This is a genomic window from Paenibacillus soyae (genome assembly GCF_024623455.1).
GTDB classification, from domain to species: Bacteria; Bacillota; Bacilli; order Paenibacillales; family Paenibacillaceae; genus Pristimantibacillus; species Pristimantibacillus soyae.
The window spans coordinates 122,234-134,359 of the sequence record NZ_JANIPJ010000001.1 but is presented as its reverse complement, the minus strand read 5'-3'; the positions used below and the strand labels follow the sequence as shown (position 1 = coordinate 134,359).

Here is a 12,126-nt window from a genome sequence, read left to right as displayed (position 1 = left end):
TATTCGGGAACGGAGCGGCCTGCTTGTATGTTTGTCCTCGGTTGCGTTAACCAGGATTGAACGCAAAGAAGCCCCGCTTCCGTCAAAATTACGCGACGGAGCAGGGCTTCTATAACGCCATTTAAGCGTTGATTTTTTGTTTGGCTACGCCAGCCAGGGAGTTGAACGATGCGATGTCGTTAACAGCCAGATCAGCAAGCATCTTGCGGTTTACTTCTACGCCCGCAAGCTTCAGGCCGTGCATGAATTTGCTGTAGGACAGGCCGTTTACGCGAGCTGCCGCGTTGATACGAACGATCCACAGTCTGCGAATGTCGCGTTTTTTGTTGCGACGGTCGCGGTAAGCGTACATCAGGGATTTGCCGACTTGCTCCTTCGCTGTTTTAAACAGACGGTGTTTCGAACCGAAGTAACCTTTAGCCAGCTTTAGAATTCTTTTACGACGACGAGCGCGGACGAAGCCGCCTTTAACTCTTGCCATGAGTGGAAACCTCCTGTAGTTTGAATATTATCGATTTCGATCGTTATTATTTCAGGTTGGAAAGACCTTGTTGCAAACGGCGCACGTCGCCAGCTGCCATAAGCGGTTGACCCGCAAGCACGCGTTTTTGACGTCCGGATTTATGCGAAAGCAAGTGGTTTCTGTACGCTTTGTAGCGTTTCACTTTACCCGTACCGGTAATTTTGAAGCGGTCTTTCAGACTGCTGTGCGTTTTCATCTTAGGCATGTCAGTTATCCTCCTTAATGGTGTTCCAGCTGTTAGCTGTTGGATTTCGGTGCCAAAATCATAATCATGCTCCGGCCTTCCAGCTTGGGAGCGCGCTCGACATTGCATATTTCGGCAACCTCTTTGGACAGGCGTTCCAAGATTCGTTGGCCGATCGCCGCATGGGTGATCTCGCGGCCGCGGAAACGGACGGAAGCCTTCACTTTGTCGCCTTCATTCAGGAATTTCACGACGTTGCGGAATTTCACCTGATAGTCATGCTCCTCGATGTTGGCGCGGAACCACACTTCCTTCAGATCGACGATCTTCTGGTTCTTGCGTGCTTCCTTCTCCTTCTTCTGCTGCTCGTAGCGGAACTTGCCGTAGTCCATGATGCGGCAAACCGGCGGTTTGGCCGTCGGCGCAACGTTCACCAGATCCATGTTAGCCTCGGCTGCGAGCTGCAGCGCTTCGCGAAGCGGCTTAATGCCGATTTGCTCTCCTTCCGCGCCTACCAAGCGTACTTCTCTGGCCCGGATTTCATCGTTAATTTGATGTTCTCTGCTAATAACGTGCCACCTCCAAAATGGTTTACGAACTCTTTCATGCAAACAAAAAAATGCGGGTTCGCTCGAACCCGCATCTCATAACCGTACCTTGACGTTGCCCATGCCGCTCTCTAGTGAAGAACGGACAGCATACCCAATCGATTACCGCGAACCAGTCAGCAAAGCCGAAAGGTGAGAAGCGGGCGCTTCTGCTTGTGCGAATATGTTCATTACTGAGTTACTATAGCACACCGAAATTAACCATGTCAACAGCGGACCTTAGAAATTATTTACTTTGCACTTCTTCGATCCGGACGACGCGCGTATGCTGCGTATGGCTCCAAGTCTTGTTGTTCTGCGTGAAGAACGCGTAGAACGTAATCGGCAGCCAGGACACGAGGAAAAACGGAAGCGTCAGCAGATGCGCGTACATTTTCCAATTCCGGACCTTCTCCACCGCCATGGCGAGCGGGAATTGCAGCACTGTGGCGGTCACCGCGATCGCGATCAGCCACCATGGCAGGAAGCTGTACACCGAATGAATGACGTCCGGCGCCGGCAGCGCCATGTCGATCCACATAACAGCCGTCAGCAGGAGGCTGATCAGCGTGTTGTAAACCCCCACCGCATAGATCGCGGCATCGAATTTCACCAGATTGCGTTCTTTGATGCTTGCCCACAGCAGCGGGAAGAAATAGTTGCGCGCCACGTTGAAGTGGCCTTGCATCCAGCGCAGACGCTGTCTGGCGGACGCGCGGAACGTAACGGGCTTCTCGTCGTACACCTTGGCGTCGTAATTGAGGATAGGGTAGATGCCGCGCTTCACGCAGCGCATGGAGAATTCCAAATCCTCGACCAGGCTTGTCGCGCCCCAGCCGATCTCCTTCAGGAGATTCGTCTCGAAGCACATCCCGGTGCCGCCCAGGAAGTTGCTCATCTTCAAGTTCGTGCGGGAAAGCTGCCACAAGCGGTTGCAGTACCAGTACGTGATCGCGTATGCGGCCGTAATCCAGGAATCGTCCGGATTCTTCGTATCCAGGTAACCTTGGATAACTTGATGGCCTTCGCACAAGTCGTCGTTCATCAGCTGCAGGAAATCCGGATTGACCAGATTATCGGCGTCGAACATGACGACCGCGTCGTATTGGCGCGGCATGCTCCACAGCTCCTTCAGCATCCACTCGATGGCGTAGCCTTTGCCGCGAAGATGGTAGTTCTGGCGAACGCAGGCGTGCACGCCCATGCTCCGCGCGATTTCAGCGGTTCCGTCCGTGCAGTTGTCGCAGATGACGAATACGTCGTATAGTTCTTTCGGATAATCCAGCTTTTTCAAATTTTCGATTAGTGCGCCAACAACCTGCTCCTCGTTGTGCGCGGCTACCAGGACGGCGAACGATTTGCTTGGCGCATGCCGCTTCCTGCTCTTATTTTTCAGGAATCCGAACAGGGAAAGCGAGAATTGATACACCGCGATAGACGCCATCACAACCTGAGTGGCAATAAACAATACTGTAAAAAACATTCGGCATTACCCCCTAAAACCCCTGATTTTGTGTGCCTGCTCATTTTCTATGTTTGGGACGGCAGGCTTTCTTTAGTAGCGATTCATGTAATTAATGACTTTCTGATTTTCCACTGAACCCTCCATTTTTGTCAAAATGGGAATAGAGCTTAATTAGGCTCAATTCTGGCAGAAAAACGCTTGCATGGGAATGTAGGACTCACTTCCCCTCCGTTTGCTCCGCATCCTTCTTATTCTCAACCAATTTCTGCGTTTTTAGCACGAATGTCCTCCATATTACGGCAACTATTAAATTTAATTAATGTGCTGCTCCGGTAATCGGGGATATTCGCGCCCAGCCGTCAATACGACCGTTCTGCACTGCTCAAGGAGCTTGTCGAAAATAGCCTCCCATGATCGGGACATGGCGAATTCATGAGCATTCCGGCCCATGGCAAGACGTAATTCCTCATCCAGGTGCAGGCGCTCCAGCGCCGAGGCGAACGCTTCCGGATCGCCCGGCTGCCGCTTGAAGCCGGTCACGCCCTCCCGAATCGTCTCCCGAACGCCACCCGCGTCCGCTCCGATCACGGGCGTGCCGCATGCCATCGCCTCGAGCACCACGTTGCCGAACGTCTCCGTCGGAGACGGGAACAGCAGCACGTCGGCCGAAGCGTACCAGCGCTGCAGCTCCTGCGGAGCCAGAAAGCCGATGAATCTCGCGTCGACTCCCTCTTTCTCGCATAACGACTTCAGCGAATCGGCGGATGGTCCTTCCCCCGCAATGACGAGAACGGCGTCCGGATTGGACGAACGCCGGAATTTCGCGAAAGCATGGACGGCCGTCTCTACGTCTTTCTCCGGAGCCAGCCTCCCGGCGAAAAAAACGAGAAACGAATCCGGATCTATGCCGGATCGAGACAGGAGCTCCTTGCGGTCGACCAGAGGATGGAAAACGCCGGCATCTACGCCTCTGCTCCATATTTGCAGCTTCGAGGCATCCCATCCCCTGCCCGCCAAATCCTCCAGCGTATTCGCCGACGGGACGAATATCGACCGGCAGTCCCGGTGGAACCACTCCATATATCTCCATAACAGCTTTTCCATCCATTGCAAATTGTAAAACGGCAAATATTGATCAAAGTTGGTGTGGTAGGAAGCGATGAGCGGAATGTTGAACTTGCGCGCGGCTCGTATGCCGCAAAGGCCGAGGTTGAATGGGGTAGCGACATGGATCAGATGGGGATTGAACGCGGCGATGGACTTTCTTATATGAAGAAGATTGGGGACGGCTAACCGGCATTCGGGATAGAGGAAAAACGGAAAGCTGGCAAATCGTTCGACGGAATGAAGAGAGGCTGCCCGGCTCTCCTCCGCCGAAGGCTCTGGCGCGAAAACCTTGCAGCAAACGCCATGCCGCTCCAGGTAATTCGTCCACCTCTTCAGCGTCCGGGCTACGCCGTTCACATCCGGGACATACGTATCCGTAAAGATAGCCACTCTCATCTACACTCGCCTCCGTATGGCTCGCGCTGCATGCAAAGCACGCCGAGCGTGTTTTCTTCACTGTACTCGGCGTATGTTTTCTTCGGATTAAGAGGGTATGAACGAATCGTTAATATGAAATTCGTACGGCGTTAACGCTGCGACAATACTTATCGGCTACAATGGACAGCAAGAGGTCAGTCAAGCATCTTTGGACAGCGAGGATGACGCGGTGTGGAGAGAATGCTCGGATGGATTGGATGGATGAGGTTAAGAGAGCGGAGGATGCTCATTTGGGCGAATCGCAGGCCATCCGGCGGACGCCTGCTCATGGCGCTCGATCGCTGGCTGAGCACGGTAACGCATATGGGCGGCGCCACGTTTACGCTCGCCGCCGCCATACTCATCGCTCTGCTTGCGCCCGCTCCATGGAGTGCCGCGGGCTGGCAAAGTCTCGCAGCCGTGGCCATCAGCCATATTCCCGTCGCGATCGTGAAGAGGAAGCTGAAGCGGCTGCGTCCTTATCAGGCCCTACCCGACGTGAACACTTGTCCGAAGCCGCTGTCAGACTCCTCCTTCCCTTCCGGCCATACGACGGCCATCTTCGCATGGGTCGTTCCTTTGCTTATGGCCGGCAGTCCGTGGACGTTCGCTATAGCGCCGGCGGCGATCCTTATCGCCTTCTCGGTTGCGTGGTCCAGGATGTACCTGGGCTTGCATTATCCGTCCGACGTTGCGGCCGGCGCCGTGATCGGCACCGCGACGGCGATTGCCGTTCATGCGTTCTGGCCGGAGAACATCCCGTTCCTCTAGGCGCGGACGCGAATTAAATTAGTCTTCCGAATCGTCTTGCTCCAGGCTTGCGGCGGCTTCCGCCCGCAGGCTTTCTTGTTTCCGCGCGCGATGCTGTCTCAGCGCTTCCTCGCCGATGACGACCTCTACGCGGTGGATCGGCTGGCCTTTCTCCATGAATTTGGTCTCGTATTCGGTGAACACCAGATCCTCGCGCGGCCCGTCCTTATGCAGGTTAAGCGAGATATTCCGCATGACGAGCTCCATGTCCGCGAAGCTGTTCAGCGAAAATTCGAACAGGGATTGGGAGTCCGTTTTAAAATGAATTTCGCCGTTCTCGTTCAATATTTCCTTATATTTAGAGACGAACCGTTCATGGGTAAGCCTGCGGCGGGCATGCTTGCTCTTCGGCCAAGGATCGCTGAAGTTCAAGTAGACGCGCTCGAGCTCTCCGGGAGCGAACATCGTTTCGATGCCTTCGATATTAGCTCGCAGCAGCGCCAAGTTAGGCGGGGCGTCGACGCCTTTCTCCTCCCAGGCCAAGCGGGCCTTCTCGCTCGCGCGTCTGAGAAGCTCGTCGTACATATCAACGCCGATAAAGTTAATATGGGGGTTCCGCACGCTCATTTGGCTGATGAAACGCCCTTTGCCCATTCCCAGCTCCACATAAATCGGGTTATCGTTGCCGAAGAACGCTTTCCAATTGCCGCGGTGAGGCGTCGCGTCCAGCACGACAAGCTCCGGCTGACTCTCCAGGTTTTCCCTGATTCCTTTTCTTCCTCTCAAACGCATATGCTATTTCTCCTTCACGGTCATTCACGAGATGTAAGTCAGTCCTTATTTTGCCCAACTCTGCCTTCGTTGTAAAGCGTTTTTGGCTGCCGGTTCCCCGTCTATCGCGGGAGGCATAGGAAAAGAGGCATTCCGACCGGTCGCGTGCGGACCGTCGAAATGCCCCGGCGGCATTTCTCTATGGACTTATGTGGCGTCTGCCTTAGTTCAGGAACTGATACGAAATGGATGTGTTCTGCTTGCCATCCTGCGCGCTTGTGTCCGCAAGAACCATGTTCAGCTTCTTGCGAGCGGAAACCTTGACGTCGTGGTTGGAGTGAAAGTGGACGCCTGCAAGCGCCATCAATTCTTTCACCGTCAGCTCAACCGTTACTTTCTCATCGCCATTTGGAATTTTTGTCAGATTCATCTCACATCACCTCGTCGGTTTATGTTTTAAAAAATACCAATTCGTCGACTTTTCATGTGTGCGGTTTCAAATAGGCTATGTCAGGTTTTTTTGTTGATTTGTCGCACTTTTAATATAACACATGATGTTAGGTTTTTCAAGCCCAATCTTCGGTTTCGGCTCCCTGATTACCAGTTTTCCCAGAATCCGAACAATCATGCGCGGGTCACGGGACAAAACGTGGCTTTTCGCTGATTTTTCCGATAAAATGTAGGGTGAACGTCAACATGGAAGGGTAAAAACATGATTCCAACAATTACCGGGCATCCGACGCTTTGGGGCGATAAAAGATTTCATACCTGGAACTACGAAATGCGGGAGCAATTCGGCTGCAAAGTATTTAAAGTAACGCTGGATGCCGGCTTCACCTGTCCCAACCGCGACGGCACCCTCGCCAAAGGCGGGTGCACCTTCTGCAGCGCGCGCGGCTCCGGCGATTTCGCCGGGAGCAGACGGGACGATCTTGTCACGCAATTCAATAAGATCCGTGACCGTCAGCATCGGAAATGGCCGGAAGCCGCCTACATCGGCTATTTCCAGGCTTATACGAATACATACGCTCCCGTGGAGGAGCTGCGGGACTATTACGAGGTTATTCTTCGTCAGCCGGGCGTTGTCGGCCTTTCGATCGCGACGAGGCCGGACTGCCTACCCGACGATGTCGTCGACTATCTGGCGGAGCTGAACGAAAGAACGTACCTGTGGGTCGAGTTGGGCTTGCAGACCGTGCACGAAACGACGTCCGAGCTCATTAACCGGGCGCATGACACCGAATGTTACCGCGATGCCGTAAGAAGGCTGCGGGAGCGAGGCATTCGGGTTTGCGCGCACATTATATACGGGCTGCCGCAGGAGACGCACGAGATGATGCTGGAGACGTGCCGGTCGGTTGCGGGAATGGACGTGCAGGGCATTAAGATCCACCTGCTCCACCTGATGCGCAAGACGCCGATGGTCAAGCAGTACGAAGCCGGCCTGCTGCGATTCCTAGAGCGTGACGAATATATCAAGCTGGTCGTCGATTCGCTCGAAATATTGCCGCCCGCGATGATCGTCCACCGGTTGACCGGCGACGCGCCGAAGGAGCTGCTGATCGGACCGATGTGGAGCATGGACAAATGGCCGGTGCTTAACGGCATCGATCAAGAGCTGCGGCGCCGCGATACGTGGCAAGGCAAGCTTTGGAAGCCGGAGGTGTAACGAAATGGGATTCTTATCCGTACTTAGCATGGCGCACAAATGGATCGCGGAACGGGCTGGCCGCGGCGATATCGTCGTCGACGCGACGGCCGGAGGCGGAGTCGACACGCTGGCTCTGGCCGAGCTGGTGGGGCCTGGCGGAAGGGTCCATGCTTTCGATATCCAGCAGCAGGCGCTTGACCGTACCCGGGAACGCTTAACCGCTGCAGGCGCTCTCGATCGGGTCCGCCTTCATCTGCTGGACCATGCCAGGATGAGCGAAGCGGTCGAAGTCGATAGCCGCGGCCGGATCTCCGCCGTCATGTTCAATCTGGGCTATCTGCCCGGCGGCGATACGGAAGTCATCACGAAGCCTTCAACGACAATAGAGGCGCTGGGAGCGGCTCTGTCCCTGCTGAAGCCAGGCGGTATCATCACGTGCGTGCTATATCCCGGTCACTCCGGCGGAGACGCGGAGGCCGTTGCGGTAGAAGCATGGGCTGCCGGACTGCCACAGACCGAAGGGCAAGCCGTGTTATATCGGCAGCCGCAGCGGAGCGCCGCTCCCTATTTGATCGCCGTCGAGAAAAGAAAAAGCCAGTAGCGAAATGTTCAGAAGGCAACACGCGCAAGCTCTTATATACATCAGTAGATTCGGAGAGGAGAAACGAAATCATGGCAGTCAAAAAATTAGAGCATCTCGGCATCATGGTTCGAGACATCGGGACATCCATCGCATTCTATACGGAGGTGCTTGGACTCGAGCATAAGTACACCATGACGCACACGAACGGCGTCATCCAGCTGGCCTTCCTCGCTTTTCCCGGCCACGAAGAGACGGAGCTGGAGCTGATTCAAGGGTATAACGCGGAGCTGCCTGCCGAGGGCAAAGTGCACCATGCCGCGTTTACGGTAGACGACGTCGAGGCCGAGTTCGCGCGTTTGAAGGCACTGCCGCAGGTGGAGCTGAAGGACGAGGAGATTACGACGCTGCCGAACGGCGCCCGTTACTTCTTCTTCTACGGACCGGACGGCGAGCTGCTTGAGCTGTTCCAGCCCGGAACTCCAGGGAGCGCGAAATAAGCTTCATACTAACGCTCGTTTTATCCAAAAAAAAGCTATTCCTCGAATACCGGGACCGGTCTCGAGGAATAGCTTTTCTTTCTTTTAATCGCTCTATTGTTTCGTCGTAACGCCTGCTTCTTCCGGCGTCAGCGTTAGGAAGAACGGCCGCGGCTTCGGCTTGCTGCCGCTTTGGTCGATCGCGTACAGCATAACCAAGAGCGTATGCCGTTCTTTCGCAATCTCCCCCGTCTCCAAATAATGACGCAGGTCGAACGGCAGCTTCTCGATGACCGCATGCTTATGGAGCTCCCGCTCGCCAAGTCCAAGCTCGGCGAATTCGGCAGATGCCTCCGCCGGCGAGTCGGAAAGCTTCTTCATCCAGCCGGCCCATTCCGGCTTATCCATCGTAAACTCCCACCACGTCTTGCGCGGTTTGTAGTTATGATTCAGGAAGTAGTCGTACTGCATGAGCCCGAGCACGACCTCGAGATCAAGCGCCGAGCCTGCCGTTTCGTCGTCCTTCGCCGCTTGCAGGAACGCCCACAGCCTGGAGAATAGATCCTCCAGCTGATGGCCGATCTTCTGCCAGCCGCGTCCCTCCCAATAGTCTCCGAACTGCTGGAAGAAATCGAAAGGCGAGCTGAACACCGTATCGACCAAATACAGAATCGTATGGTCCATCCGGTGCGCGTTCCAATATTTCTCCAGCACGTCTTCGACGCGCTTGATGCGCACGATGTCCCCGAACGGCATCAGATCGTTGCCCAGCATCTCGTAAGGCGCCCGATCCATATAGATGTAGCCCCATTTCTCCGCGTCCCGCCTGAGCCCGGTTCCGCGCAGCATCTTCAGGAAGCCGAGCTGCAGCTCCTCGGGACGGAGGGCGAACACGTCGTTGAAGGTGCCTCTGAACGTATCGTAGTTCTCGAGCGGCAGTCCGGCGATGAGGTCGAGATGCTGATCGATCTTGCCGGAATCCTTCACTTTCGTTACCGTCCGGACGAGCTTGTTCCAATTCTGGCGGCGCTGCACGGCAAGATTCGTCGGATCGTTGGTCGACTGTACCCCGATCTCGAAGCGGAAGATGCCGGGCGGCGCGTGCTCGGCCAAGTAATCCAGCACCTCCGGCCGCATGATGTCCGCCGTAATCTCGAATTGGAACACGCAGCCCCGGTGGTTCTCGATGAGGAACTGGAATATTTCGAGGGCGTAATCCCGTTTGATATTGAAGGTGCGGTCGACGAACTTGATCAGCTTGGCCCCGTTGTCGATCAGATACAGGATATCGGATTTGGTCCGCTCCATATCGAAATACCGAACGCCGACCTCGATGCTGGAGAGGCAGAACTGGCAGCTGAACGGACAGCCTCGGCTCGTCTCGAAATAGACGACCCGGCTGCCGAGCTGCGGGATATCTTCCTGGAACCGGTGCGGCGACGGCAGCTCGTTTAGGTTCAGCTTCGGCCTAGGCGGAGTGATCAGAGTCTCGGACTTGCCATCCCGAACCTTCCGGTACGCGATGCCGAACACCATATGGAATTTGCCGTCTCCTTCGATTTCGGTGAGCAGATGGTGGAAGGTCTCTTCGCCCTCGCCCACGACGATGAAATCGACTTCGGGCAGACGTTCCATCCAATGATCGGTGTCGTAGCTCACCTCGGGCCCGCCGAGCACGATCTTCAGCTCCGGTTTTATTTTGCGCAGCATGTTGACGACCGTGATCGTCTCTTCGATGTTCCAAATATAGCAGGAGAAGCCGACCACGTCGGGATTTCTGGAGAAAAGATCGGACGCGATGTTCATGGCCGGATCCTTGATCGTATATTCGGCGATTTCTATATCGAATTGATGCTCGCTATAGGCTTTCAGACAGCGCAAAGCGAGCGAAGTATGGATGAACTTGGCGTTAAGGGTAGATAACACGACTTTCATGAAGGGAACCTCTTTCTTGTAATGGCCTATGGACTGCTTCCTATTGTAACGGACTTCGAAGGCAAAAAAAAGTAGCGCCCCCGCTTAAAGCAAGCAGACCGGGCGCCACACTCTATTAAAATCTCGTTTCGATATAAAGTTGATCGTTCAGCTGCATATCGATGACCGGGTACCGAACCCGCCATTTGCCGTTGCCGATCGACGTCACTTCGTCCGGCGCGAGATTGCGCGGACGGAAGCTGTAATCCCGTTCGAACGAGATCTGAACTTGAATCTGCTCGTCCGGCAGCATGCGGTGAAGCTCCGTCGCCAGGTTGACCGCCCATAAGCGCAGCTCTCCGGCCGTCGCTTCGCCGTAATACATGTAGTAGAGCGGGTCGATGTTAGCCGTGAGCACGAGCCAGCCTTCCGCATCGCGCTTCGCTTCCCAGTCCGTAAATTCAACCATCCCTTGGAGAGTCTGCACGAGGCCGAACTCCTCTTCCATCAAGTCCCGGATATCCTCCAGCGGAGCGCCGGCCAGCGTCTCCGGAAGCGAAGGCGTCAGGAATTCGGCTTCTTCCACCATTTCGTCCGTAACGGAATCGAACAGCATAGCCGCCTGGAACGCCTGGATCGCGAAGTTCAAATCCGCGTAGGAGCCGTCTATTCCCGCGTATGTAATGCCGATCAGCTCGCCGTATTCATTGAACAATGCGCCGCCGGAGCTGCCGTGATCCGTCTGCGCGTTGGTTTGAATATAGCTGATGCCGCCGTCATACCCCGTATTGCTGATCAAGCCCGTGGATACGGTATTCTGTACCCCGAGAGGGCTGCCGATCGCGTAGACGCGGTCTCCTTTGCGGGCCTGGTAGCCGTAGCTGAGCTCGACCGGCTCGAGATCCATCGGCTCGGACGTGCGGATGATAGCCAGATCGGCAATCTCGTTAACCGCAACAACGCCCTCAACTTCGATTTCGTCGTAATAGATGGATTGAACCGTCGCCGACGTTGCGTCCTCGATGACATGGAAGTTCGTAAGCACCAGATCCTCGCCGATGACGATTCCGCTGCCGAGAGCCCGGTTCGTCATGATCATGACGACGCTGCCGTCATACAGATCGACGATATCGGTTGCGGTCAGCTTCTCGCCCGGAGCCTCGTAAGGCTGCTCTTCTTCGTATTGCTCGTATTCTTGATAGTACCAGCTTTTGACATGGATTTTCGATGTCTCGGCATCCCACTCGACGTCCGCTTCCAGCTCCTCCGCCACGAAACGCAAGGGGATGTACGGGATATTGTTTTTAATGACGGCTGCCGCATCCATCTTGCGCGTCGCTCCGTTCACGATCGCTTCTTTTTTGCCGATCGCCATCGTCAGCGTCGTACCGCCGTCGCGAATAATGATGGTGTTCGTTTTCTTCTCCAGCACGTACGTCACATCAAGCGGATCTAGCAGATCCGACATCGGAACTAGCGCGATGCCGTTTTCTTTTGCTATCGGTCCGGACAGCTTGATCTGCGCGCCGTCTACCCATAGCTGAATATGCTCCGTCTTCACCGCCGCCGCGCTCGCGGCGGATACCGTCTGGGCGCTTTGTCCGGACAGCGGAGACAGCATGAGCCCCGCGGCAAGCACGGAGCATATCATGGCTTTATACCAATTACTTTTCATCCAATTTCCTCCACATTCTCCCA

Annotated in this window: 13 protein-coding genes; 4 read left to right on the top strand and 9 right to left on the bottom strand. The window is 55.2% G+C overall.

Annotated elements, in window-relative coordinates:
* Window positions 1-121: 121 nt before the first annotated feature.
* The 5 genes from rplT to NQZ67_RS00665 form a co-directional block, all read right to left on the bottom strand.
* On the bottom strand, window positions 122-481 hold the full coding sequence (rplT, locus tag NQZ67_RS00685) for a 50S ribosomal protein L20 (protein WP_120108152.1): 360 nt from the start codon (window positions 479-481) through the stop codon (window positions 122-124).
* 46 nt (window positions 482-527) lie between these two features.
* A complete protein-coding gene (gene rpmI / locus NQZ67_RS00680) occupies window positions 528-728 on the bottom strand; it encodes a 50S ribosomal protein L35 (protein WP_068682086.1) in 201 nt (66 codons plus the stop codon).
* A 32-nt stretch (window positions 729-760) separates the two neighbouring features.
* Window positions 761-1,276, bottom strand: coding sequence for a translation initiation factor IF-3 (gene infC / locus NQZ67_RS00675; protein ID WP_371825255.1), 516 nt, complete (start codon window positions 1,274-1,276; stop codon window positions 761-763).
* 265 nt (window positions 1,277-1,541) lie between these two features.
* On the bottom strand, window positions 1,542-2,777 hold the full coding sequence (locus tag NQZ67_RS00670; protein ID WP_257441870.1) for a glycosyltransferase family 2 protein: 1,236 nt from the start codon (window positions 2,775-2,777) through the stop codon (window positions 1,542-1,544).
* Between the two features lie 294 nt (window positions 2,778-3,071).
* Window positions 3,072-4,262 carry a glycosyltransferase family 4 protein gene (locus NQZ67_RS00665; RefSeq protein WP_257441869.1) on the bottom strand — a complete coding sequence of 397 codons (1,191 nt, stop codon included), beginning with the start codon at window positions 4,260-4,262 and terminating at the stop codon, window positions 3,072-3,074.
* A 222-nt stretch (window positions 4,263-4,484) separates the two neighbouring features.
* Between NQZ67_RS00665 and NQZ67_RS00660 the strand changes: the two genes are divergently transcribed.
* Window positions 4,485-5,054, top strand: coding sequence for a phosphatase PAP2 family protein (locus tag NQZ67_RS00660; protein WP_257442392.1), 570 nt, complete (start codon window positions 4,485-4,487; stop codon window positions 5,052-5,054).
* A gap of 18 nt (window positions 5,055-5,072) precedes the next feature.
* Here NQZ67_RS00660 and trmB read toward each other — a convergent pair whose 3' ends face one another.
* Together trmB and NQZ67_RS00650 are read right to left on the bottom strand one after the other, a co-directional pair.
* Window positions 5,073-5,825, bottom strand: coding sequence for a tRNA (guanosine(46)-N7)-methyltransferase TrmB (gene trmB, locus NQZ67_RS00655; RefSeq protein WP_257441868.1), 753 nt, complete (start codon window positions 5,823-5,825; stop codon window positions 5,073-5,075).
* A gap of 202 nt (window positions 5,826-6,027) precedes the next feature.
* Entirely contained in the window at window positions 6,028-6,234 is a 207-nt protein-coding gene (locus tag NQZ67_RS00650; RefSeq protein ID WP_257441865.1) for a hypothetical protein, read from the bottom strand.
* A gap of 282 nt (window positions 6,235-6,516) precedes the next feature.
* Between NQZ67_RS00650 and mnmL the strand changes: the two genes are divergently transcribed.
* The 3 genes from mnmL (at window position 6,517) to NQZ67_RS00635 (ending at window position 8,535) form a co-directional block, all read left to right on the top strand.
* A complete protein-coding gene (gene mnmL / locus NQZ67_RS00645; protein ID WP_257441863.1) occupies window positions 6,517-7,473 on the top strand; it encodes a tRNA modification radical SAM protein MnmL/YtqA in 957 nt (318 codons plus the stop codon).
* A 4-nt stretch (window positions 7,474-7,477) separates the two neighbouring features.
* A complete protein-coding gene (gene mnmM / locus NQZ67_RS00640; protein WP_257441862.1) occupies window positions 7,478-8,056 on the top strand; it encodes a tRNA 5-(aminomethyl)-2-thiouridylate-methyltransferase MnmM in 579 nt (192 codons plus the stop codon).
* Window positions 8,057-8,127: 71 nt separating this feature from the next.
* Window positions 8,128-8,535 carry a VOC family protein gene (locus NQZ67_RS00635; protein ID WP_257441861.1) on the top strand — a complete coding sequence of 136 codons (408 nt, stop codon included), beginning with the start codon at window positions 8,128-8,130 and terminating at the stop codon, window positions 8,533-8,535.
* Window positions 8,536-8,628: 93 nt separating this feature from the next.
* On the opposite strand, the gene NQZ67_RS00630 is transcribed toward NQZ67_RS00635, so the two are convergent.
* Together NQZ67_RS00630 and NQZ67_RS00625 are read right to left on the bottom strand one after the other, a co-directional pair.
* On the bottom strand, window positions 8,629-10,449 hold the full coding sequence (locus NQZ67_RS00630) for a B12-binding domain-containing radical SAM protein (protein WP_257441860.1): 1,821 nt from the start codon (window positions 10,447-10,449) through the stop codon (window positions 8,629-8,631).
* A gap of 115 nt (window positions 10,450-10,564) precedes the next feature.
* Window positions 10,565-12,103, bottom strand: a complete 1,539-nt coding sequence (locus NQZ67_RS00625) for a trypsin-like peptidase domain-containing protein (RefSeq protein ID WP_257441859.1) — start codon at window positions 12,101-12,103, stop codon at window positions 10,565-10,567.
* Window positions 12,104-12,126 lie beyond the last annotated feature (23 nt).